This is a genomic window from Niastella vici, assembly GCF_002077945.1.
In the GTDB taxonomy this organism is placed as follows: Bacteria; Bacteroidota; Bacteroidia; order Chitinophagales; family Chitinophagaceae; genus Niastella; species Niastella vici.
Map to the genome: position 1 here is coordinate 75,530 of NZ_LVYD01000050.1, position 23,247 is coordinate 98,776.

Here is a 23,247-nt window from a genome sequence, read left to right on the forward strand (position 1 = left end):
TTAAGTTGAATGCATAATGAAAATATTGTCAGGCACGTTTCATCTTATTAAAAAAACTGATTTTACCTGGTTCCATCGTGTTCATCCCCCCGGAACCAACTGCATCAACCGGCAATTTACTTAATAATTAGTTTTTTACGACACATATCGTAAATGGTGGTCTGCAAATTGTTCGTTAAATTTGCCGTTCTTCCGGCAATACAGGGGTTTTGAAAGCACCCTTTGTATAACCGGCCACAAAAAAAGGTAGTGACAAAATGATTAAAATTACTTTCCCGGATGGAAATGTACGGGAGTACAAAGAAGGAACCACTGGTTTGGAAATAGCAAAGTCGATCAGCGAAGGATTGGCTCGAAAAGTATTGGCCGCAAAAGTAAATGGTGAGGTATGGGATGCCACGCGCCCCATTAACACCGATGCTACCCTTAATTTACTGACCTGGGACGATAAGGACGGTAAATTAACCTTCTGGCATTCCTCTGCGCACCTGATGGCTGAAGCGGTTGAAAGCCTGTATCCCGGGGTGAAATTCTGGGTTGGTCCCGCCATTGATAACCCACAGGGTTTTTATTATGATATGGACCTGGGCGACCGCAAGCTCACCGAGGAAGACCTGGCCATATTGGAGAAAAAAATGAATGAGCTGGCCAAACAGAACAACAGCTATGTGCGCAAAGAAATGTCGAAAGGTGACGCCATTAAATATTTCAGCGAAAAAGGGGATGAATATAAACTCGATCTGCTCGGTAATTTGACCGACGGATCGATCACTTTCTATAGCCAGGGGAATTTTACCGATCTGTGCCGCGGGCCGCATATACCGTCTACAGCGCCCATCAAAGCTATCAAGTTGACCACCATCGCCGGCGCTTACTGGAAAGGCGATTCAAACAATAAGCAGCTTACCCGTGTTTATGGGGTAACCTTTCCTTCCCAGAAAGACCTGGACGAATACCTGACCCTGCTTGAGGAAGCAAAGAAACGCGATCACCGCAAGCTGGGTAAGGAACTGGGTATTTTCACCATGGATGATGATGTGGGTCCTGGCCTGCCTTTATGGATGCCCAATGGCACCATCATTATTGAAGAGTTGGAAAAGCTGGCCAAGGAAACCGAGCAGGCAGCTGGCTATAAAAGGGTGGTAACGCCCCATATTGCCAAGGAAAGCATGTACCTCACCAGCGGGCACCTGCCGTATTACCAGGACAGTATGTTCCCGGCCATGGAACTGGAAGGGCAGAAGTACTACCTGAAAGCCATGAACTGCCCGCACCACCACAAAATATTCGGTGCTGAGCCCAGAAGCTATAAGGAGTTGCCTTTGCGCCTGGCGGAGTATGGTACCTGTTACCGTTACGAACAAAGCGGAGAACTGTTTGGACTGATGCGTGTGCGTTGTTTACACATGAATGATGCGCATATCTATTGCACCCGCGAACAGTTTGCCGATGAGTTCAGGGCGGTAAATGAAATGTACCAGAAATACTTTAAAATATTCGGTGTTGAAAAATATGTGATGCGGCTGTCGTTGCACGAACCGAGCAAACTTGGTCAGAAGTATGTTAATGAACCTGAATTGTGGAAAGAGACCGAGGAAATGGTTCGCCAGGTATTGATAGAATCGAATATCCCTTACGTGGAGATACAGGATGAAGCGGCGTTTTATGGACCCAAGATCGATGTGCAGATCTGGAGTGTGATAGGCAGGGAGTTCACCCTGGCTACCAACCAGGTAGACTTTGCCCAGGGCCGCCGGTTCAAACTGGAATACACTAATAAGGAGAATAGTGCCGAAACCCCGTTGATCATTCACCGGGCACCACTTGGAACCCATGAGCGGTTCATTGGCTTTTTGCTGGAACACTATGCAGGCAAGTTCCCGTTATGGCTGGCGCCGGTTCAGGTAAAGATCCTGCCTATCAGTGACAAGTTCCTGCCATATGCAAATAGTGTTTTGGAATCGCTGAAAAATGCAGATATTCGTGGAGAAGTGGATGACCGGAACGAAAAAATAGGCAAAAAGATACGCGATACCGAGCTCATGAAAGTGCCTTATATGCTGGTAGTTGGCGAAAAAGAGATGAATGAGAATAAAGTGGCGATCCGCCGGCAGGGTAAGGGCGATGTAGGTACAAAAGGGGTTGATGAGTTCATTAGTGAAGCTAAGGCTGAGATCAAAGAACGCAGAGGAGAATAAGAATAATTATGTAGTTGCGAGTTCACATAGATTTCATAACTTAGGACGGGAAACTTTGTTTTTTAGTATCCGTAACATATATTTCGAAAACAAAATCAACATTCAAAACCGGTAGCTCAGTTTAGTAGCCTGGTTACCAACTAAAAAAATTGTTTAATTAAAAGATTTAAATGGCATTTCCACCGCGACAACCGAGAGGTAATTTCAATCCCCGATTCAGAAAGGAACAACAGCAGGAACATCGCACCAACAACATGATACGCGTACCGCAGGTACGTTTGGTAGGCGATAATGTAGAAGTAGGCGTTTATTCAATCCAGGAAGCCATGAAAATGGCGCAGGAGCAACAGCTTGACCTGGTTGAAATTTCACCGCAGGCAGACCCACCCGTTTGTAAGATCATCGATTATAATAAATTCCTGTACGAGAAGAAGAAGAAGGAAAAAGAGATGAAGTCGAAGAGTAAAACGGCTGAGGTAAAAGAGATCCGTTTTACGCCTGGTACAGATGATCACGACTTTGATTTTAAGGCCCGTCATGCTGAAAGCTTTTTAAAAGAAGGCAATAAAGTAAAAGCATACGTGCAGTTTAAAGGCCGCGCCATCATGTTCAAAGAACGGGGTGAGCTGGTATTGTTAAAATTCGCTGAGCGCCTGGCAGAAGTAGGTCAGCCCGAAGGGTTGCCCAAGCTGGAAGGCAAGCGCATGCTGATGATCATTTCGCCCAAAGGCAAGCAAAAGAAGAAAGAGGCCTAGGGTAAGTTATAGATTGAGCTTTAAAAGCATTCTTCCGCAAGGAGGGGTGCTTTTTTTTGTTTAAAAGCGCTGTATAAGGGTGGGGAAGTAAGGAGCAGGTAACCGGGTACTGAAAAAATTACCTATTTTACTTAAATTTGTTTCAAACGCTATGAATATGACTACTGTAGCACTACGGCAAAAGCTTCATAAATTCATTGATTCCATTGAAGAAAAAAAGGTAAAGGCTATATATACCCTTTTTGAAAATGAAATTGAGCAATCTGAAGTGGAATATTCCGATGAATTTAAAGCCGAACTTGACAAGAGAGTGGAATACTATCTAAATGGAGGAAAAACAGTTAGTGCAACTGAAATGAAGAAAAGGATCAGGGCTATTAGGCAAAAGCAGGTTAAATGAAGTACAAGTGCCGGTTTGATCCGGTTGCTGCCAGTGAATACGAAGCTGCCTATTCCTGGTACATTGAACGAAGTATAAAAGCTGCTGATAATTTTGTGATGGCAGTTGATGAAGCCATCACCGCTGTATGCGCCAATCCTCATCGTTATAAAAAAAGCTATAATAATTTACGGGAAATCGTATTAAAAAAATATCCATTCTATCTCATTTACCTGATTGATGAAAGAAAGAAATTGATTATCATCACCTCCTTATACCACAACAAAAGAGATCCTGATAAAAAACATGTCAAATAAAATCCAATAAGATCATTGATAATCAAAAACTTATACCGAATTTAGGATTCTCACATATTTCTTCTTCTGTATTTATATTTTCCCTACCTTTGCGCTCCATTTTACGTTTTATTGGCTATAACCCATAAAACAAACATTGCCCACAAGGCCCAAAAAGTTTCCCGTCAGTTCGGGAGCGCCAGCAGGGTATCACAGCAAAAGGTCTTTAACTATGCCTAAGGTTAAAACAAACTCCAGTGCCAAAAAAAGATTTAAAGTAACTGGCACCGGCAAGATCACGCATCAGAAATCCTTCAAACGTCACATTCTTACTAAAAAGTCTAATCGCCGTAAACGGGCCCTCAACAAAGATGGCGTTGTGCACAAAAGCAACGTTGACTTCGTAAAGCGCTTACTGAGACTGAAGTAAATTTCCCTTTTAATCAATTATCAACTTTTCAAATTTTTAAGATATGCCACGTTCAGTAAATGCCGTAGCATCCCGTGCACGCCGCAAAAGGATCCTGAAAGCCGCCAAAGGTTACTATGGCAAACGTAAAAACGTATACACCGTTGCGAAAAACGTAATGGAAAAAGGTCTGCAATATAAATATGTAGGCCGCAAACTGAAGAAAAGAGAGTACCGCTCGCTGTGGATCGCCCGTATCAACGCCGCCGTACGTGCCGAAGGTTTAACTTATTCTCAGTTCATCCACAAGTTGAACGGGAAAGGTATTGGTCTCGATCGTAAGATCCTGGCTGATCTGGCCATGAATGAGCCTGAAACTTTCAAGAACCTGATCGCTTCTGTAAAATAAGCTTACGAGCATCAATATATTGAGGCCCTCCGATAAACCGGAGGGCTTCTTTTTTGTGGTAACAATTAATTAACAGGAACGCAAAACGCCTGTTCTGCCCATCGTGAATTGCCTCCGGCAGCGGGCCGGGGTATCAACATAATATTGACAATTTTAATAAGGGCATGTTTTTTTATTTGATAAATTGTTCAAACGATTACTTTTGCAATAATTTTTTTACAGTTTGGGTACAACTTTTTCTGACCATTAAAATTCACCACCATCAGCAACCTGAACCAGTTCATGAACAACTCGTACACCGACCTGGTGCACCAGACCTTTAACTTTCCCCAGGAAGGGTTCGATGTAAAAGACAGCTATCTGCATTTTAACGGGCTCGATCTCAAAGCGCTTATTGCCAAGCACGGCACGCCCATGAAGCTCACCTACCTGCCCAAGATCGGCATGCAGATCAAAAAGGCAAAAAAGATGTTCGCCAATGCCATCAAAAAGCATAAGTATGAAGGCGAATACAATTATTGCTACTGCACAAAAAGCTCCCACTTTTCGTTTGTGGTAGAAGAAGCCCTGAAGCACGATATTCACCTCGAAACGTCCTACGCCTACGATATCGAGATCATTAAAAAGCTGTATGATCGCAAAAAGATCACCAAGGACACGTTCATCATTTGTAACGGCTACAAGCAAAAAACCTATACCAGCCGTATAGCCAATTTGCTGAATACCGGATTCAAGAACGTGATCCCCATCCTCGATAACAGGGAAGAACTGCAGCATTATAAAAAGTCGGTTAAAGGTCCTTTCAAACTCGGCATACGCGTAGCCGCCGAAGAAGAACCAACCTTCCCGTTCTATACATCCCGCCTGGGTTTCAGGGCCAGGGACGTACTGGAGTTTTATGTTGACAAGATCGAAGGCAATGAAGACCGCTTTCAGCTAAAGATGCTGCACATTTTCCTCAATAAAGGTATCAAGGATGATATCTATTACTGGAGTGAGCTCAACAAGGTCATTAACCTGTATTGCCAGTTGAAAAAGATCTGCCCCGAGCTGGATTCAATCAATATCGGCGGCGGATTCCCCATTAAACACTCACTGGGTTTCGAATACGACTACCAGTTCATGATCAATGAAATTGTAGGAAACATTAAAAAAGCCTGCAAAAAGAACAATGTGCCCATGCCGCACATCTTCACCGAGTTCGGCAGCTATACCGTAGGGGAGAGCATGGCCCATATTTACAGCGTGATAGGGCAAAAAGTGCAGAACGACCGTGAGATCTGGTACATGATCGATTCTTCATTCATCACCACCTTACCCGATACCTGGGGCATAGGGGAGAAGTTCCTTATGCTGCCCGTAAACAAATGGGACCAGGAATACCAGCGTGTGGTGCTGGGCGGTATCACCTGCGACAGCCACGACTATTACGACTCGGAAGAACACATCAATGAGGTGTTTCTGCCCAAGATCAACAATGGCGAACCGCTGTATGTAGGATTTTTCCATACCGGCGCTTACCAGGACCAGATCAGTGGTTACGGCGGTATCAAGCACTGTCTTATTCCATCACCCAAACACGTTATTGTTGGGCACGATAAAAATGGTAAATTGGTCGACTGGGTGTATGCAAAAGAGCAAACTGCTCAAAGTATGCTGAAGATCTTAGGGTATTAGTTAAGCGACGAGACAATTTACCACATGAAACGATTTGCGACTTTATTAACCGTAGCTGTAGCCATAGCCTGTACAACGCAGGCGCAAACAACAACGGAGGAAGATTCGGTAAAAGCAACCGTTAACCGGTTGTTTGAAGGCATGAAGAACGCCGATACCACGGTGCTGAAATCGGCATTTACTGATTCGCCGATATTACAGACCATTGCCACCAATAAAAAGAAACAGGTATATATAAAAATGGATAAGTTTGGCGATTTCGTCAAATTTATCGGCGATCAAAAACCAGGGCAGGCCGATGAGCGCATTGAATTTGGCGCCATTCGCATCGATGGTCCGCTCGCCATGGTTTGGGCGCCCTATCAGTTCTACTACAAAGGCAAATTTCACCATTGCGGCGTTAATTCTTTTCAGTTAGTAAAACTGGACGATGGGTGGAAGATCCAGTACCTGATTGATACCAGGCGAAAAGATTGTGACACTAAATAACAAAGAAAAAGGGCTGATGATAAACACCAGCCCTTTTTCTTTTATTAGTTCGTACCGCACTATCTTTTGATGCGATATTTCTTATTCACTTTCGGACTATTGAAGTACTGATTCAATTCCTTTTCACTCATATCGCTGGTTATCTCAACGGGAATATCAACCAGCTGAACCTGCATTTGTTTTAATTCCTCTTTCAGTTTGGCGGTTTTACGGGCAATATCCGGATCGCGTTCACCAACCAGCGCATTATCGCTCACCATATATTCAAGCCGTTTAATGGCCGTACGTATCTGTGCCGCCTGGTTCTGCTCGGTAACTTTTTGCGGCGCAATGGCCTCTTTCACCGGCACCAGCGATACGCCAACACTTGGCATTATCTTACCTATATTTTGATCACTGGAGGCCGAAGAAGAAGCCAGAATACTACCGGTTAACGCGGTGGTAGAACCGGTGATATCGAAAGTAGTACGGGTCGATTTTGTTTTTTTAACCCCTCTGTCGAGCTGCAGGAAGGTATACTTCAACCGCAAAACGTAGCTGTTAATGACGTTCACTGTGAGTTTAAAATCCTCAACCGTCAACGGATAATTCAATGCGTCCTTCACCACGATCTTCACCTGGGCGGTATCGCGCACCATAAACCGGGTGGCGCCCACAAAACTCAGGATCACTACCCGTTCCTTACCCGGATCAGATTCTTTTACAAAATCGAACTGGGGCGACCAGATAAAATCATCATCACATTTTTTTACCAGCGTAGCCCCCTTCAAAGGCATATTGGCAAAATAGGTAATGGTCTCTATAGGGAAATTACCATTTTCGCATAGTACCTTGAAAGCAACCGTATCACCTTCATCGATAGTGAGCGTGCCACCAACCGTTGGTTTTACTTTCGATTGAATGATATCGGTATTATAGAAGGTGATATAAAAAGAGGTATCAACGTGGTCATCGGGCTTTTCGAGGTTCTGTACGCCCACACTTACTTTATACTGATAATCATATTTCAGCTTGCCCGAAAGGAAATAGTTTTTCTCGGCCTTGAAGGTCAGTAAACCATTGTCCTTGTTAATGCGCAAGCCAACCGGCGGGTTACGCAGGAACCAGTAATATCTCGACTGGTCTTTGTTGATCTCCAGCTTATAGGCCAGCGAAGAATCAACGTGTAGGGAAAAATACGGGTTTAGATTCTTGATACGAAGGGCGATCTCGGCCGAATCAACAACAAATGGAAATGTGTCCAGATGTTTACGGCCGTGAAAAGTACTATCTGCCGGCTTCAGGTCCTGAGCTAAAGACCATAGGCCAGAAAATATACATAGTACGAACAATCCCAACGTCTTTCGGATACAGGAGGTAAGTTCTCTCATGGGGGCCGAAGTTAGGACAAAACATATAAAAAAACCATCCACCAACCGGTGGATGGCCTTCTAAACCAAAACCAACTGCTTATGAAACTAAAAATTTAATATTTCTTTTACTTATTATTGAACTACAACCTGTTTGGGGCTGTCTTTAACCTGTTCTTTTTTAGGCAGGAACAGCTTTAAAATACCGTTTTCATATTTAGCCTGTATAGCATCAGCATTTACCTCATCGGCTACTGTAAAGCTGCGTTTAAAGCTACGATGGCTGAATTCGCGGCGAATGGTCTTTGACTCTTCCGGTTTGCTTTCTTCCTTCTTATCGTAGCTGATGGTCAGTAAACCCTTTTCAACATTCACTTTGATATCTTCTTTATTGATACCGGGAACGCTTACTTCCAGGTTGAAACCACCTGCAGTTTCAGAAATATTTACAGGCGCCAGGTTAATGCCGCTGTAGCCATCATTCCATAAACCGGGAATAGAATTAAAGAAATCATCAACTACAGAATCGAATGATTTACGAGCGGGATGGTGCAGTCTAACTGTCATAATTATAATTTTTATTGTTTTTTAAAATTTGACGTACGCCTAATCATTTTTCAAACAGTGTACCATTGCAAAAAAGGGCCAAAAACCGGTCATATTTGACAGAAAGAAGCGAACAGCATGCGACATAATTACAGTCGAAACCGTTTTCGCATGACATAAATTCCTGTTTAGGGTACAAATAAACTTTTTACGTAGTTTTGCGTTTCAATTAAAAAACAGAAAATGTATCCAACAGAAATAGTACTCCCCATGAAGGAGGAGTTGACAGACAATGGGTTTCAGGAGCTGTTGACTCCCGATGAGGTTGATAATCAACTGAATTCAAAAGGCACAACACTGGTGATGATCAATTCGGTATGTGGTTGCTCGGCTGGTTCTGCACGTCCCGGTGTATTAATGGCTGTAACCAATTCGCCCAAAAAGCCAGATCATTTAGCTACCAGTTTCGCAGGTTACGATATTGATGCAGTAAAGAAGTTGCGCGAGCATTTGCTGCCTTATCCGCCATCTTCCCCGGCTATTGCCCTGTTTAAAGATGGCCAGCTGGTTCATTTTATCGAAAGACATATGATCGAAGGCCGTCCGGCTCAGCTGATCGCCCACAATTTGATAGCAGCATTTGAAGAATATTGTTAAAATTTCTTAGCTGATTAATTCAGCTTTGTTCATAGTGATGAACCCTCTCATTCCTGAGAGGGTTTTTTAATTCATTTTCAGGGGCTGTATTTCATAAATATCCACATTTATAAGGGCAATCCATTTCAAGAATCTTCGTTTGTTTTCTTATCATTGCACCTTTATTAACTAATTGGAAGTAAAACTATTCCTGATACATGTATCCAAACCTATATTACGCTTTTAAGGATCTATTTGGTGTTAACTGGAACGGACTTCGTTTTATCAATTCCTTCGGTTTTTTTGTAGCCCTCTCATTTTTAGCGGCGGCCTATATTTTAACGCTGGAATTAAAACGCAAGGAAAGAGCAGGTTTGTTATCGTTTCAGGAAGTGAAAATGAACGTAGGAAAAGGGGCCAGTGCCGGGGAATTGCTGTTGAATTTCCTCCTGGGCTTTTTGTTAGGCTATAAGATCATCGGTTTGTTCATAGCAGGCAGCGAAGCGGCCGATCCCCAGCAATTCATTTTCTCTTCAGAAGGGAACTGGCCTGTTGGTATAGGCCTGGGCATTTTGTTTGCCGGTTTGAAATGGTGGGAAAAGCACAAACAAAAACTCGATAAGCCTGAAGAACGCACCATCCGCATTTGGCCGCACGACCGGGTAGGGGACCTGGTGATCTATGCAGCCCTGTTCGGCTTTCTGGGCGCCAAGATCTTCCATAACCTCGAGAACTGGCAGGATTTTAAAACAAACCCTATTGAGGCGTTATTGTCGTTCAGCGGGCTTACCTTTTATGGCGGCCTTATTTGCGCGGCCGTTGCCATCTGGTTCTATACCCGTAAGCATAAGATCAGTTTTACCCATTTGTGCGATGCCATTGCGCCCGCCCTTATTCTGGCTTATTCCATTGGCCGTATTGGCTGCCAGGTGGCAGGTGATGGCGACTGGGGGGTACTGAACAGTGCATATGTAACAGTACCGGGCAATCAATCGACTGTACAGTTAGCCGACACCGCCCGTTTTCAGGGCACGTTGCAATCGCACGGCAATTTTTACCTGCGTACCTTCCAGGTCAATAATATTTCAGAAGTACCGCACATAAGTGTAAAAGCACCCGGCTGGCTGCCCAACTGGTTGTTTGCTTATACGTATCCGCATAACGTGGTTAATGAGGGCGTACGCATACCCGGTTGCGAGGGGGACCAGTTCTGTAATCAACTGCCCATCCCAGTTTTTCCCACGCCGTTCTATGAAACGGTGACCAGCTTTTTGCTGTTCCTGTTGCTATGGACATTGCGTAAGAAAATGAAGATCCCCGGCACGCTGTTCGGCATATACCTGATCGTAAATGGTATAGAACGCTTTTTTGTAGAACAGATACGGGTGAACACCAAGTATTCGATCTTTGGCTTTCACCCCACACAGGCCGAGATCATTGCTGTTATGCTGGTGATCGGCGGCGCGGCTTTGTATTTTATTTCGAAGAAAAAGTACGCGGCTAAGGTCGAAACAAACAAGGCTTAATTCTATCACTATACTAAAACGCTCCATACGAAACGCAGGTTTGCGTTTTGTATGGAGCGTTTTTGCGTTATGCATTTTCATTTTCTTCGTCGCAGATCAGTATCATGATTTTTACAGCGGCAATACGATTACAGATCACTTACGATCGAGCACGTACTTTCGGGGGCCATGGGAGCCATCCCAGATTTCAAAATTAAGGTTATTATTGTTGTTTGAAAGGTTGATGGCCTTTAGTTGATTTTGTTTCGTGTCGCCTGGCCAAAAGTAAATAACGATGTTACCATTGGCACCTGCTGCATCCAAAGAAAGTATTTGGAAGGTCTTGTCAGGTGAATCTGTATCCACTCCATAATACAACGCAGGCGTGCTGCTATTGGTTGAATGTGCCGAATACTGCCCGTTGCTGAAGAACTCCATATCTACCTCATAAACAGGTTGCCAGGGCGTTGTTACGGAACCATGCCATTTGCCAACCATCTGCCGCTGTATAGTGGCAGGTGTATTTTGAACATGAATCTGGGCGTTGGCGGTAACACTGTTTTTTCCCATGAAAGCTTTCGCAATGATGCGGTAGTCCCCATCATGTTGCGGAACCCAATAGATAACAGTATCAGAAGGACTGGAAATTATTGCCACCTGGTTGTTGGAATTATCCAGGACCTGCCAATGGCACGAATCGGGCCTGAAAGAATCACCATCGACCGTTGCTGAAGCAACAAGGCTCGACTTCACTGTATCGAGTGTGCCTGCTTGAAGGGGAGTGGTTAGGATTGTAGGAATAATTAAGTCTACGTCTTTTTTACAGCTCACAAAAAGAATAATGCCAAGTAGAAGAATAACCGAAGATTTTATTTTCATACATAAGGGTTGTTGTTACAAAAGTAGAAGTTTCTCTTGTAGGATGAAATACAAGTAATTATCAGGACAAGTTGTAAAATGCAGAGAGTAGATAATTTCAATGCCAGCCAGCTTTTCCACATATCCTAAATAATTAATATACCCTTTGTGTAATAAAGATCAATAGCGGTTTTGTTTAAATTGAATTCTATTAAGCGACCAACCTTCCTCAGACCGAACAATACCCCAATTGGTCTGCCACGTGTAGGCATTATTATCACATTATCATTTTATCTCATTAGCAAATTAACCCATTAACTCATTCTGCACCTCATCCCGCATTTCCACCTTCCATCCCAAACACCCCGCCATTAGTAACCTTAGTGTAGCTCATACGTCCCAATTGCTATGCAAAAAGTATATGCAACAGGGGAAATGGATTTTTCAGCACTCAACCCCTCTTTCGGCTTCCAGGGCTTCAGGGAACCTGCTCAAACGCACGCCCAGGCTTGGGGCAGGAACCATCTCACCCGCCCTGGACCCGGCCATTTGGGTTACCCAGATCTCCCGTTTCACTTTTCCGGACATCAACCTTATCAACCATTCGACACAAAGTAAGGTACTTTACATTGCATAGTACTTAATTTTGGACTGTAATCAATTAAGCAAAGTATTTAACAACCAATAAAAGAACCATGAGAAAGCTTCCCAACCTGTTTATAATCATACTGTTAACAGTATCCTTTATAGGCAGGGCGCAAAACAGAACTGCCGTAAAGCTCAGTGGAAAAGTAGGCGCAACCAACCAATCAGCCTTATCAGCCGCTACCATAACCCTTTTAAAAGCCAAAGATTCAAGCGTGGTGAAGATGTCGGTCACCGACCAGGACGGCCATTATTCCTTCGATAACCCGCCTAAAGGCAAATACCTGGTATCCGTTTCGGCTGTTGGATATGAAAAACAATATTCGGCCCCCTTCAGCATTTCGGCCGACAGCTCCCTGATGGAGCTCACAACCATCGTACTCAGCCAACGCTCCAATAACCTGAAAGCCGTAACCGTAAGCGCCCGTAAACCACTGGTTGAGCAAAAGATAGACCGTATGGTGGTTAATGTTGACGCATTCATCAGCAACACCGGCGCCAATGCCCTGGAAGCCCTTGAAAAATCACCCGGCGTACAGGTCGATAAAGACGGGAACATTAGCCTCAAAGGCAAACAGAGTGTAATGGTATTGCTCGATGGCCGCCCCGCATACCTCAGCGGCGCCGACCTGGCCAATATGTTAAAAGGTATGCAGGCTTCGCAACTGGAATCAATAGAGATCATGACCAATCCGCCCGCCAAATACGACGCAGCCGGCAATGCGGGCATTATCAATATCAAAACAAAAAAGAACCGGGTAAAAGGTTTTAACGGTAACGTAAGCGCCGGGCAGGGGCAGGGGGCATACTTCAAAAACAATGAAAGCCTGAGTCTCAATTACCGCAATGGTAAGGTGAACCTCTTCAGCAATTACAGCTTCAACCGCAATGATAATTACCAGGAACTCGACATCTTCCGCCGGTACAGGAATGAAGACGGTTCAACCAGCGCCATCTTTGAACAGGTGGCATTCATGAAACGCCGCAATATGAGCAATAACCTGAAACTGGGTATGGATTACTATGTAACCGATAAAACAACCCTCGGTATTGTTGTAAGCGGTTTTTATAATCCCGAAAGCAGCATTAACAACAATACCAGCTATCTCGAAAACCCGAACAAAATGGTTGACAGCATTGCAACCGCCAGCTCCTATATCAAAGGCACCTGGAAGAATGCCAGCGTGAACCTGAACATGCGGCACCAGTTTGATTCTACCGGCCGCGAACTCACCGCCGACCTCGATTATATCGTATATGACAATGCAAACAAGCAGCATTTCATCAATACTACCTACGAACCAAACTGGATAAAAAGATACGACGAACAATTACAGGGCAACCTGCCCGTTACCGTTAACATTTACTCGGCCAAAATGGATTACACCCATCCGTTGAAGAACAATGCTAAAATTGAAGCAGGGGTAAAATCGAGCTACGTGCAAACGGTGAATAAAGCCAATTACTATACCTTAAATAACGGTGAATGGATAACAGATTACGGCAAAACAAACTTTTTCGATTACAATGAGAACATCAATGCCGCTTATATAAACCTGAACAAACAGCTCACTAAAAAATGGGGCGTGCAAACCGGGTTACGTTACGAGAATACAAATTACAAGGGCCATCGTTATGGCAACCCTACAACCGGTGATTCCAGTTTCAAACGCACCTACAACAGCTTTTTCCCGACCGTATATATAAGCTATGGCGCCAACAAGAACAACCAGTTTGGTCTTTCCTTTGGCCGCCGCATCGATCGCCCGGGATACCAAAGCCTGAACCCCTTCCTGTTCTTCCTTGATAAATACACCTATGAAGCCGGCAACCCTTATTTAAAGCCCCAGTACACAAACAACGTTGAACTAACCCATATTTTTAAAGGCTGGTTAACAACAACCCTTAACTACAGCCTCACCACAAACGAGTTCAACGAAACATTTGATTCAAGTGGATATGCCACTATCGTAAGAAGAGCCAACATCGGCCGCCGCGAGAACGCCGGTATTGCAGTAAATGCACAGATACATGTTACCAAATGGCTCACCAGTATGCTGTATACCAACTATAGCTACACCCGTTACTCTGGTAAATTATATGGAGAAGACCTGAAAGTGGAAGGCGGTACATTAAATGCAAACATGAATAACCAGATAACCCTTACAAAAGGATGGAGTGCCGAACTGAGTGGTTGGTATATGAGTAACAGCGTTGATGGACAAATTCTGTTAAAATCAATGGGCGCATTATCGGCCGGTATTTCAAAACAAGTGTTAAAAGGTAAGGGAACAGTGAAAGCCAATGTGCGGGATATTTTCTATACTCAAATAGCGCAGGGGGATATCTATTTCAAAAACACCGAAGCCAGGTTTAGAAATACCCGCGATACCCGGGTTGCCAACATAACGTTCACCTACCGCTTTGGAAAACCCATAAAAAATACTAACGGACAACGTAAAAAAGGCGGGGCCAGCGACGAACAAAACCGCGTTAATGTGGGAAATTAAGGCACAAATCTATTCAGCCGTATCACTCGTATATGATAACAGGCAGTTAACAATTAGCCTCGGTATATTCGTTAAACCAATGAGCGCAGTACCAGTCTCAGAAGGGAGTTACAAAAAGAGATTATACGGTAAAATAGAGCAGAAGCATTTTAAGAAAACGATAGTCGAATGTGGCATAATTTCTGAATAAGTAACCATAGCTGTTTGAAAGAAAGAAAATAATAAAAAGAGTTATTTAGATTTTTTTAACAGTGGACAATGAAACCTTTTTACCGTTTAAGCGTCTTATTAATAAAGCGGCAATAATTTAAAAGATTGGACAATGAGAAAGATAATACTAATAGCAATAGCACTTGTTTACCTGGTAGGATGTGGGATTTCTTATATGTAACGCACAAATAATTAAGCAAATAAACTTTCTTCATAAATAGCAGTCATACAGTTTTTCTCATAAGCAGTTAGTTTTGGTTAACGAGGCCCCATTTCTATGGGGCCTTTAATTTTTTAAACGCTTAAGTATCACAAGAGAATGTAGATGAATTGCCCCGGTTTATCAGGCCACTATCAACTGTTCACCCCTGCACCTTTCTTCCTGATTTTTCTCCGTTGGTGTATTGATACCGAATATGAGCCCCCTGTCTGTTAATAGTACTGATTATCATTAATCCTTTTTTAATCCCGCAAATACGTCGCACCTTACAGTAGAGATTCCACCGTTAAAACCCTTCAAAAATCGCGCATGAAAAACAGATCTACCTATTTAACGGGTTTACTGTGTTTTCTTTCCTTTATTGTTACTGCACAAAACAAGTTGGGTAAAGTAACTGGTGTTATCACCGATGCTGATGCCCAGGCTGTGGAATCGGCCACCGCATCGCTGCAACGGGCAAAAGATTCTGCTCTCGTTAAAGTAGCCGTTTCAGATAAACACGGGCTTTTTGAATTTGAACACCTGGCCGAAGGAGAATATTTTGTTGTAGTTACCGCAGTTGGTTTTATAAAAACAAGCAGCAAACGCTTTACGGTTTCTTCCACCTCACCATATAAATTACCTTCTTTTCAATTACAGAAAGCAGCCGGCAAAACGCTGGGTGCAGTAACTGTAACCGGCAAAAGACCACTCATCGAAAACAAGATCGATCGCATGGTGGTGAATGTTGAAGCAGCGCCTACCAATGCCGGCGCCTCAGCCCTGGAAGTGCTGGAAAAATCGCCCGGCGTAACCGTTAGTAATGAAGGCGAGATCAGCCTGAAAGGAAAACAGGGCGTAAAGGTCATGCTCGATGGCAAACCAACTTATTTGTCGCCGGCCGACCTGGCCAATGTGCTGAAAAACCTGCCGGCCTCCGCGCTTGACCAAATAGAGATCATGACCAATCCGCCTGCCCGTTACGACGCCAGCGGCAATTCGGGCATTATCAACATAAAAACCAAAAAAAGCCTTACAGAGGGGTTCAATGGCAGCATAACACTTGGTGGAGCGGTTAGCCTCTTTCATCGCAATAATTCATGGTATACGCCCCCTCGCAGCAATGCCAGCATCAATTTAAACTACCGTAAAGGGAAATGGAACCTGTTCGGGAATTACAATTTCAACTACCGCGAAGGAAAAGGTTACCTCGACCTTACCCGCCGCTTTTTTGAAAAAGACGGCTCGCTGAACTCTACATCATCTTCACATTCTGATTTTAACTTCCGCAATAATAACCACACCATAAAACTTGGTTTTGATTATTATGCCGATAAAAAGAACGTTATTGGTGTGGTGGTGAACGGATTCGGATTTTTTGGCCGCCCGGCTTCTGCCAATGTGCAAAGCATTAGCCAGCCCGATGGCAGCATTGAATCGGTGCTGGCCACCGACAACGTCAATAAAAATAATTTCTTCAATTATTCGGCCAACCTCAATTACAAACATACTTTCGATTCAGCAGGCCGTGAGCTTACTGCCGATCTGGATTATATCGGTTACACCAACAATACCAAAAACACCCTGTACACCACGGTCTATGACTCGTATGGCAACACCACCGGCAGCCTCATCTTAAACGGCGATATCCCCGGGCTTATCAATATTTATTCGGCCAAAACCGATTATGTACATCCTTTAAAGAACAACCTGCGTTTCGATGCCGGCCTCAAATTAAGCTATGTGCGCAACGACAATGAAGTAAAATACACGCGGAACGATAACGGCAGCTGGAAACCCGACGACCGTTCGAACCATTTTATTTATCGCGAAAACATTAATGCCGGTTATGTAAGCCTTAACAAAAAATGGAAGAAATGGGGCGCGCAGGCCGGGTTGCGTATTGAAAATACCATTGCAAAGGGAAAGCAGGTCACCAATGATTCAGGTTTTACCCGCAACTATACCAGTTTGTTTCCCACTATGTACGTGAATTACGAGGCAAATAAAAATCACAGCTTCACTTTATCGTATGGCCGCCGTATTGAACGGCCCAATTACCAGGACCTGAACCCGTTCATCTGGTTCCTCGACTCCTTACAATACCGGCAGGGCAATCCGTACCTGCTTCCCCAATACGCCAACAATATTGAATTGCGGCATACGCTGAAAGGGCGCTTCACCACTACGGTCAATTATACCGTCACCGACGATGTAATATCGCAGCTATTAAAACAGAACACCGAGAAAAGGATCACCTTCCTTACACCCGATAATGTGGCCCGGTTCAAGAATATTGGCGTGGCCATAAACGCCCCCTTTACCCCGGTAAAGAACTGGAACGTGAACCTGTTTGTAAATGTGTTTAACAACCGGTACCAGGGCACCTATTTTAATTCATTTACCGGTAATAACGACCCCATCGACATCAGCTATACTTCGGCCACGTTGAACGTTAGTAACACGTTCAGCTTCAAAAAAGGATGGAGTGGGGAAGTAAGCGGTTGGTACCGGGGCAAAACCATTGAGCAACTGACCATTACCGACCCAATGTATTTTATGACCCTGGGGGTACAAAAACTGGTCATAAAGGGAAAAGGCACCTTACGGTTAAACATCCGCGATCCTTTCCACTGGCAACAATTCAATGGGCGCACCCTGTACAGTGATATTGATGTGCGAATACATAACAAGTGGGATAACCGGGCTTTTACGGTTACATTCAGCTATCGTTTTGGTAAAACCTCGGTGGCCCAGGCAAGAAAGCGCACGAGTGGCGCTACTGAGGAGCAGAACAGGGCAGGGGGAGGCCAGAACCAGTAATGTGATAATTAGAAAATTTGATAATGCATTAAATTCGAGCGGTCCCTATAATTTCAATGCTCACGCGAATGCATTCGCAGTAGCTGTATTCCATGTATCACATTATCGAATTATCGAATTACCTGATTGTTCTTACGTTTCATGTGCAACACACAAGCCTGCTCCAGTTTTCTGGGCGGGCATTTTTGTTACCGGGTACCGGGTACCAGTTACCGGGCCTGAAAGTCGATCGTTCTCCCAATAATCGGGGATTCCGAATTTTTTCCCTGGTAACCGGGAACCGGAAACTGGTAACCACAACTTTCACCATTCACGATTTTGCTTACTTTCGTACCCGTATACCATTCAGCACTTTAAATTTACGATATGCCTTCTTTTGACATTGTTAGTAAAGTGGATGCACAGGCACTGGACAACGCAGTGAATGTAACCACCAAGGAGATCACCAACCGTTTCGACTTTAAAGGTTCGCATGTGGTGATCAACCTCGACAAAAAGGAATTCAGGATCAACATTGAAACAGACGATGACATGAAAATGCGCCAGCTGATAGATGTATTGATCAACCGGGCCCATAAACAGAACATTTCACCCGAGGCATTTGACCTCTCCAAAGAATCTTATCAAAGCGGTAAAGTGGTGAAGCAGGAGGTAAGTGTGCGCAACGGCCTGAAACAGGAAGACGCCAAAAAGATCGTTAAGCTCATCAAGGACTCAGGATTAAAAGTGCAGGCCCAGATCAACGATGATCTTGTTCGCGTAACCGGTAAAAAGATCGACGATCTGCAGGAAGTGATCCAATTGTGTCGCAATGCCTCACTGGGTATTCCCCTGCAGTATGAGAATATGCGGAGCTGAAATTCAGTTACCAGTTCCCGGTTTCCAGATACCGGGCCAAAAACCAATAGCAAACTGAGTAATAGCAAGCATGCCGATATAGAGGACCTGGCAACCGGAAACCGGTAACCGGCAACTGTGAATAATTTGGTGCAGAACAGGTGCAAAACCTGACTTAAATAAATTTGGGAAACTGGTCATTTAATAAGTAACTTAGGTATAGAAAATCGCAGTAAGCTAGTAAAATGGTTCAATGCGATTAGCGGAAAGCATTGGGTATACAGGTTATACGTGCACGTAGCAGGTATAAAATGGATCCGGTGCTTTCTTTTTTTAATTTAATTTCTTGCCTGAAAAATTTATTTTTACCTGCCAGTTTACTAATTTTCCTTTTTTCTTTAATAAATTTTTAAAAAAGTCAGGAATAAAATTTAATTTGGCGGAGTTATATAGGAGAGCTAATTTTGCGGCTTTGCTGCTAAAACCAGCATAACAAATATATTAACAGGGTACACCGCAAAATCGGTGTACAATTTAAAAATCAAAGAGTTATGAAAAAGGGACTTCATCCCGAAAATTATCGGTTCGTTGTTTTTAAAGATATGAGTAACGGGTACAGTTTCCTCAGCCGTTCTACCTCTCCTTCAAAAGAGACTATTAAATGGGAAGATGGCAATGAATATCCTCTCATTAAATTAGAAATTTCTAACACATCTCACCCCTTCTTTACTGGTCAGAACGTACTGGTAGACACAGCGGGTCGTATTGATAAATTCAAGAAACGTTACGAAAAGAAAAAATAAAAAGCGTAATTTCAATACAAACATTTTTGTTTTTCATGGCTATACTTTCCCTTTCCTTGTCTAAGGAAGGGGATTTTTGTTTTATAGCACATCAATAACGCTCCGGTTAAATTGTTTTATTGTTCTGCATAAGTTAAAGCTTCACTTAATTCCTGCAATTATGCCTTCGGTAACCCCGTATTCCTGTTCATTTGTTCATCCGCTTCATTTCCCAAATTGTTTTGAGTAATTACTTTTTAAGTATGCGGCTATTCTTGTTAAGTATTGGGCATAGTTGATCACTTTTACAGTACAATCGGGTTGTTTTTGATACAGGTTGAATAAAAAAAGAGGCAGGTTGCCATTTTATGGTGCCAACCCACCAACCTAAGCACCTGGTTTAACCAGTTATACTCCTGAGTTTTCAATTATACCACTCAAATTGCCAATTGTAAGGCCCAGCTAACGATTTTATGCCCGTAAGTTGGAAGGGATCGGGAATTCCCGGAAGGTTTTAAGATTTCCCGGAAGGAATTTGGATTTCCGGGAAGATTTTGAAAATTCCTTCCGGCTTTTCCGGTTTCCTGTAAGGAATTGAGGATTCCCGAATGGAATAGCCAATTCCTTGCTGCTTTTCTGATTTCCCTGAAGATTTTGAGTTTTCCCGGAAGACTTTTAGAATTCCCTGAAGGAAGAGCGATTTCCCTGAAGGAAAAGAGAATTCCCTGAAGCAATTGAAAATACCCTGAAGGAATTGAGAATTCCTGTAAAACCTAACCACCTGCTGAAAGTTTCAAAAATGAACTAAGTTTGGCCCTCCGGCCCGCTAAAATCGCAGAACCAGGAACTCAAGAACTAAAACCAATGAACAAACCCGTATTTCTTTCCGATAAAGAGGTGGCAGCGCATCTATTTCCCTTTTCCCAAACACGCCCGGTGGCCGATATCCGTATCGGTATTCTCACCATCCGCCAAAAATGGGAAAAGCTGTTGCAACAACCCGTTACCGTGCTCAAACCCGATGAAGAAGCACCTGCCAATGCCATCGTATTTGCAGCCAATATTATACCAACAGCTGCCTTCATTCAATCTATTTTCAACAACGAACCCGATTACACCTCCGTAAAGGTGTTGCAATACCCCTGGCACATTTTTCAATGGAACGACTGGGCGCTGCGCGAAGATTTTCAGTTGCTGACCCAGGGCCGGTATTCAGAGCCGATCCCCGAATCGGTACAGGTCATTAATTCGAACCAGGTATTTATTGAACCGGGCGCTGTGCTGCACCATTGCATGCTGAACGCCTCTACCGGACCTATATATATTGGCCCGAACGCTGAGATCATGGAAGGCTCGTTCATCAGGGGGCCATTTGCCCTGGGCGAAGGAGCCCTGGTAAAAATGGGGGCAAAGATCTATGGGGCAACCACCATTGGACCGTATTCCTTGGCAGGCGGCGAAATCAAGAATTCGATCCTGTTCGGCTATTCAAACAAAGCGCATGACGGCTATTTGGGCGACTCGGTCATAGGGGAGTGGTGCAACCTGGGAGCAGGTACCTCCAATTCAAACATCAAGAATACCGCCAGCGAAGTGAATATCTGGCATTATCATTCCCGCGAATACATGCGGGCCGGCATAAAATGCGGCCTGCTGATGGGCGATTATTCGCGGGCCGCCATTAATACCTCGTTCAATACCGGAACAGTGGTAGGTATTTGCGCCAATATCTTTGGCGAAGGCATGCCCCCAAAATTCATCCCCAGTTTTACCTGGGGCAACAAGGGACTAAGCCTGTATGAATTTGAAAAAGCCCTGAAAGACATCGCCAACTGGAAAAAATTAAAAAATCAGGTCCTCACAGAAGCAGAAATAACTCAATTGAAACATATTTTTGGGCAATCATAAAAAGATCATAAAAGCCTTCACATTAAAAAAGACGACACTTATGCGCAAACAAATTGCTGCGGCTAACTGGAAGATGAATTGTACCTATCAACAGGGTGAACAGTTACTCGATGAGATCCTTTCAGCCAACATAGCATTAAAAGGACATCAATTGACCATTTTTGCCGTTCCGTTTCCCTACCTCATCATGGCCAAAAGTGAAACTGAAGAAGAGAACAACTATTTTGTTGCTGCACAGAATTGCTATAATAAAAAATCGGGCGCTTACACCGGTGAAGTATCTGCCGAAATGCTGCAATCGATCGGTATACAATATTGCGTGCTGGGCCATAGCGAGCGCCGCGAATATTTCCAGGAATCGAATAAAATGCTGGCCGAAAAACTGGACCTCTGCCTGCAATATGATATCACTCCCATTTTTTGTTGTGGCGAACCGCTGAACATTCGCGAAGCCGGCACACAGAACAGCTATGTGGAAGTACAGTTACAGGAATCGCTTTTCCATTTGTCTGAATCAGCCATCAAACGCATTGTGATCGCTTATGAACCCATTTGGGCCATTGGCACCGGTAAAACAGCCACAAGTGACCAGGCACAGGAAATGCATGCGTATTTGCGCAGCGTGCTGGCCAAAAAATATGGCGCCGAAACAGCCAATGCCATTTCTATTCTGTACGGCGGCAGCGTGAAAGCCAATAATGCCAAAGAACTGTTCTCGCAACCCGATGTAGATGGCGGACTGGTTGGCGGGGCTTCATTGAATGCGGCTGAGTTTATTACAATTATCAGTAGTTTGAAATAGAAACATTTCATGTAATAGATTTATGAAGTAGGAAGTAGGAAGTAGGAAAAACGCCTCTTCTTACTTCCTCTTACTTCTTACCTCTTACTTCTTACTTCTGCCCGTTCGAATTGCATATTGATTATTAATTATCTCCTAAGATTCATTTCATTTTTAATATAATGTAAACGAACCGTTAAAGATGTTTCAAACTTTTCCCCATTTCGGTGTTATGGAGTGATTATTGTTTAAACGGAAGGGGAGGATTTGTTTTATGGAACATTCAAGGGCTTTACAGGTACTATCCTGGCAACACAAGGAAGACAGGCTTAAATGCCGTGAATTAATGCGCGACATCCAGCAACAACGAGATAAATCAGCCATCAGGCAGCGACTTATTCAATTCTGGAAAAACGAGCTGCAAAAGCATGTGGATGCAGAGGAGGCGATATTATTTCCTTTTTTGCAGAAGCATCAATTCCCCTTTAATTTTATGAATGTGCTGAAGCGGGAACACGATACCATTCGCCTGCTGGCCGAACGGCTTAACCGGCACGATGAAGATTATTACCTCTACAAAGCTTTTATAAAGCTGGTCGACCAGCACAGCCATTTTGAAGATGAGATCATTTTCAGAAAAATGGAAGAGGTTATTCCCCAACAGGAACTTAGTCAGCTCAATGTATCAATGGCTGCCGTAAACAGATAATACCACGCACAACCGCCATATGGCCTAAGCAAACAGTGAAGGATTTTTTTCCCGCACTTTGGGGATGGTATATTCATAAGTGCCACCTGACAACGTAATTTGTCCGGGCAACTGTTTCTCCTCAGCTTCTATGACCAGGTCAAACACCAGGTCATAATCCCAACGCTTTTTTTCCAATCCACCACACACTACCAGGTTGTAAAACTGCGAATTTGTTGAAAATCGGGTATTTAAACGATACTTTCCCGCCAAATAATATATTTGTGGGTTTATATACCAGACGGGCGATAATGACACAACCAGGTTCAATTTATGATATTGGCGTGCATTATGGCGA

At 43.7% G+C, this 23,247-nt stretch carries 21 protein-coding genes; 17 read left to right on the top strand and 4 right to left on the bottom strand.

Annotation, left to right across the window (positions count from 1 at the left end; translation table 11 throughout):
- The first annotated feature begins 257 nt into the window (after positions 1-257).
- From thrS to A3860_RS19880, 8 genes are all read left to right on the top strand, one after another.
- Positions 258-2,198, top strand: coding sequence for a threonine--tRNA ligase (gene thrS, locus A3860_RS19845; RefSeq protein WP_081148918.1), 1,941 nt, complete (start codon positions 258-260; stop codon positions 2,196-2,198).
- A 170-nt stretch (positions 2,199-2,368) separates the two neighbouring features.
- Positions 2,369-2,953, top strand: coding sequence for a translation initiation factor IF-3 (gene infC, locus A3860_RS19850; protein ID WP_081148921.1), 585 nt, complete (start codon positions 2,369-2,371; stop codon positions 2,951-2,953).
- A gap of 157 nt (positions 2,954-3,110) precedes the next feature.
- Positions 3,111-3,353, top strand: coding sequence for a hypothetical protein (locus A3860_RS19855; RefSeq protein WP_081148924.1), 243 nt, complete (start codon positions 3,111-3,113; stop codon positions 3,351-3,353).
- Positions 3,350-3,649, top strand: coding sequence for a type II toxin-antitoxin system RelE/ParE family toxin (locus A3860_RS19860; protein ID WP_081148927.1), 300 nt, complete (start codon positions 3,350-3,352; stop codon positions 3,647-3,649). Before A3860_RS19855 ends, A3860_RS19860 begins: the two co-directional genes overlap by 4 nt.
- A 211-nt stretch (positions 3,650-3,860) precedes the next feature.
- Complete coding sequence (gene rpmI / locus A3860_RS19865; RefSeq protein WP_081148928.1) at positions 3,861-4,058, top strand: 50S ribosomal protein L35; 198 nt, start codon at positions 3,861-3,863, stop codon at positions 4,056-4,058.
- Positions 4,059-4,101: 43 nt separating this feature from the next.
- Positions 4,102-4,446 (top strand): 50S ribosomal protein L20, encoded by a 345-nt coding sequence (gene rplT / locus A3860_RS19870; protein WP_081148929.1) that lies wholly within the window; start codon positions 4,102-4,104, stop codon positions 4,444-4,446.
- Positions 4,447-4,728: 282 nt separating this feature from the next.
- Complete coding sequence (locus A3860_RS19875; RefSeq protein WP_081148930.1) at positions 4,729-6,123, top strand: type III PLP-dependent enzyme domain-containing protein; 1,395 nt, start codon at positions 4,729-4,731, stop codon at positions 6,121-6,123.
- Between the two features lie 24 nt (positions 6,124-6,147).
- A complete protein-coding gene (locus tag A3860_RS19880; RefSeq protein ID WP_081148933.1) occupies positions 6,148-6,612 on the top strand; it encodes a nuclear transport factor 2 family protein in 465 nt (154 codons plus the stop codon).
- A 59-nt stretch (positions 6,613-6,671) separates the two neighbouring features.
- Here the strand turns inward: A3860_RS19880 and A3860_RS19885 are convergent, their stop codons facing one another.
- Positions 6,672-7,982 (bottom strand): hypothetical protein, encoded by a 1,311-nt coding sequence (locus A3860_RS19885; RefSeq protein WP_081148939.1) that lies wholly within the window; start codon positions 7,980-7,982, stop codon positions 6,672-6,674.
- 114 nt (positions 7,983-8,096) lie between these two features.
- Entirely contained in the window at positions 8,097-8,528 is a 432-nt protein-coding gene (locus tag A3860_RS19890; RefSeq protein ID WP_081148942.1) for an Hsp20/alpha crystallin family protein, read from the bottom strand.
- Positions 8,529-8,750: 222 nt separating this feature from the next.
- On the opposite strand from A3860_RS19890, the gene A3860_RS19895 reads away from it, so the two are divergent.
- On the top strand, positions 8,751-9,164 hold the full coding sequence (locus A3860_RS19895; protein ID WP_081148944.1) for a BrxA/BrxB family bacilliredoxin: 414 nt from the start codon (positions 8,751-8,753) through the stop codon (positions 9,162-9,164).
- Between the two features lie 197 nt (positions 9,165-9,361).
- On the top strand, positions 9,362-10,669 hold the full coding sequence (locus tag A3860_RS19900; RefSeq protein ID WP_081148946.1) for a prolipoprotein diacylglyceryl transferase: 1,308 nt from the start codon (positions 9,362-9,364) through the stop codon (positions 10,667-10,669).
- A gap of 135 nt (positions 10,670-10,804) precedes the next feature.
- On the opposite strand, the gene A3860_RS19905 is transcribed toward A3860_RS19900, so the two are convergent.
- On the bottom strand, positions 10,805-11,527 hold the full coding sequence (locus tag A3860_RS19905; protein ID WP_081148949.1) for a type 2 periplasmic-binding domain-containing protein: 723 nt from the start codon (positions 11,525-11,527) through the stop codon (positions 10,805-10,807).
- 674 nt (positions 11,528-12,201) lie between these two features.
- Between A3860_RS19905 and A3860_RS19915 the strand changes: the two genes are divergently transcribed.
- The 7 genes from A3860_RS19915 (at position 12,202) to A3860_RS19955 (ending at position 22,910) form a co-directional block, all read left to right on the top strand.
- Positions 12,202-14,661: a TonB-dependent receptor gene (locus tag A3860_RS19915; RefSeq protein ID WP_081148954.1), complete on the top strand. Its 2,460-nt coding sequence runs from the start codon at positions 12,202-12,204 to the stop codon at positions 14,659-14,661.
- A 739-nt stretch (positions 14,662-15,400) separates the two neighbouring features.
- Entirely contained in the window at positions 15,401-17,893 is a 2,493-nt protein-coding gene (locus A3860_RS19925) for a TonB-dependent receptor (protein ID WP_081148959.1), read from the top strand.
- Between the two features lie 366 nt (positions 17,894-18,259).
- Positions 18,260-18,751, top strand: coding sequence for a YajQ family cyclic di-GMP-binding protein (locus A3860_RS19935; protein WP_081148964.1), 492 nt, complete (start codon positions 18,260-18,262; stop codon positions 18,749-18,751).
- Positions 18,752-19,281: 530 nt separating this feature from the next.
- Positions 19,282-19,533 (top strand): type B 50S ribosomal protein L31, encoded by a 252-nt coding sequence (locus A3860_RS19940; RefSeq protein ID WP_081148966.1) that lies wholly within the window; start codon positions 19,282-19,284, stop codon positions 19,531-19,533.
- 843 nt (positions 19,534-20,376) lie between these two features.
- Positions 20,377-21,420 (top strand): putative sugar nucleotidyl transferase, encoded by a 1,044-nt coding sequence (locus A3860_RS19945; protein WP_081148969.1) that lies wholly within the window; start codon positions 20,377-20,379, stop codon positions 21,418-21,420.
- Between the two features lie 40 nt (positions 21,421-21,460).
- Positions 21,461-22,222 carry a triose-phosphate isomerase gene (gene tpiA / locus A3860_RS19950; RefSeq protein WP_081148972.1) on the top strand — a complete coding sequence of 254 codons (762 nt, stop codon included), beginning with the start codon at positions 21,461-21,463 and terminating at the stop codon, positions 22,220-22,222.
- Between the two features lie 253 nt (positions 22,223-22,475).
- Positions 22,476-22,910: a hemerythrin domain-containing protein gene (locus tag A3860_RS19955; RefSeq protein ID WP_081148974.1), complete on the top strand. Its 435-nt coding sequence runs from the start codon at positions 22,476-22,478 to the stop codon at positions 22,908-22,910.
- Positions 22,911-22,934: 24 nt separating this feature from the next.
- Here A3860_RS19955 and A3860_RS19960 read toward each other — a convergent pair whose 3' ends face one another.
- On the bottom strand, positions 22,935-23,162 hold the full coding sequence (locus A3860_RS19960) for a hypothetical protein (protein WP_143774193.1): 228 nt from the start codon (positions 23,160-23,162) through the stop codon (positions 22,935-22,937).
- Positions 23,163-23,247: the final 85 nt, after the last annotated feature.

Bases quoted from the DNA above. Each gene is read 5' to 3' on its own strand.
- A3860_RS19905 (WP_081148949.1), bottom strand. From the start codon at position 11,527: ATGAAAATAAAATCTTCGGTTATTCTTCTACTTGGCATTATTCTTTTT.
- A3860_RS19955 (WP_081148974.1), top strand. From the start codon at position 22,476: ATGGAACATTCAAGGGCTTTACAGGTACTATCCTGGCAACACAAGGAA.
- A3860_RS19925 (WP_081148959.1), top strand. From the start codon at position 15,401: ATGAAAAACAGATCTACCTATTTAACGGGTTTACTGTGTTTTCTTTCC.
- A3860_RS19860 (WP_081148927.1), top strand. From the start codon at position 3,350: ATGAAGTACAAGTGCCGGTTTGATCCGGTTGCTGCCAGTGAATACGAA.
- A3860_RS19880 (WP_081148933.1), top strand. From the start codon at position 6,148: ATGAAACGATTTGCGACTTTATTAACCGTAGCTGTAGCCATAGCCTGT.
- thrS (WP_081148918.1), top strand. From the start codon at position 258: ATGATTAAAATTACTTTCCCGGATGGAAATGTACGGGAGTACAAAGAA.
- A3860_RS19940 (WP_081148966.1), top strand. From the start codon at position 19,282: ATGAAAAAGGGACTTCATCCCGAAAATTATCGGTTCGTTGTTTTTAAA.
- A3860_RS19875 (WP_081148930.1), top strand. From the start codon at position 4,729: ATGAACAACTCGTACACCGACCTGGTGCACCAGACCTTTAACTTTCCC.
- A3860_RS19945 (WP_081148969.1), top strand. From the start codon at position 20,377: ATGAACAAACCCGTATTTCTTTCCGATAAAGAGGTGGCAGCGCATCTA.
- A3860_RS19935 (WP_081148964.1), top strand. From the start codon at position 18,260: ATGCCTTCTTTTGACATTGTTAGTAAAGTGGATGCACAGGCACTGGAC.
- rplT (WP_081148929.1), top strand. From the start codon at position 4,102: ATGCCACGTTCAGTAAATGCCGTAGCATCCCGTGCACGCCGCAAAAGG.
- A3860_RS19900 (WP_081148946.1), top strand. From the start codon at position 9,362: ATGTATCCAAACCTATATTACGCTTTTAAGGATCTATTTGGTGTTAAC.
- tpiA (WP_081148972.1), top strand. From the start codon at position 21,461: ATGCGCAAACAAATTGCTGCGGCTAACTGGAAGATGAATTGTACCTAT.
- infC (WP_081148921.1), top strand. From the start codon at position 2,369: ATGGCATTTCCACCGCGACAACCGAGAGGTAATTTCAATCCCCGATTC.
- A3860_RS19855 (WP_081148924.1), top strand. From the start codon at position 3,111: ATGACTACTGTAGCACTACGGCAAAAGCTTCATAAATTCATTGATTCC.
- rpmI (WP_081148928.1), top strand. From the start codon at position 3,861: ATGCCTAAGGTTAAAACAAACTCCAGTGCCAAAAAAAGATTTAAAGTA.
- A3860_RS19895 (WP_081148944.1), top strand. From the start codon at position 8,751: ATGTATCCAACAGAAATAGTACTCCCCATGAAGGAGGAGTTGACAGAC.
- A3860_RS19885 (WP_081148939.1), bottom strand. From the start codon at position 7,982: ATGAGAGAACTTACCTCCTGTATCCGAAAGACGTTGGGATTGTTCGTA.
- A3860_RS19915 (WP_081148954.1), top strand. From the start codon at position 12,202: ATGAGAAAGCTTCCCAACCTGTTTATAATCATACTGTTAACAGTATCC.
- A3860_RS19890 (WP_081148942.1), bottom strand. From the start codon at position 8,528: ATGACAGTTAGACTGCACCATCCCGCTCGTAAATCATTCGATTCTGTA.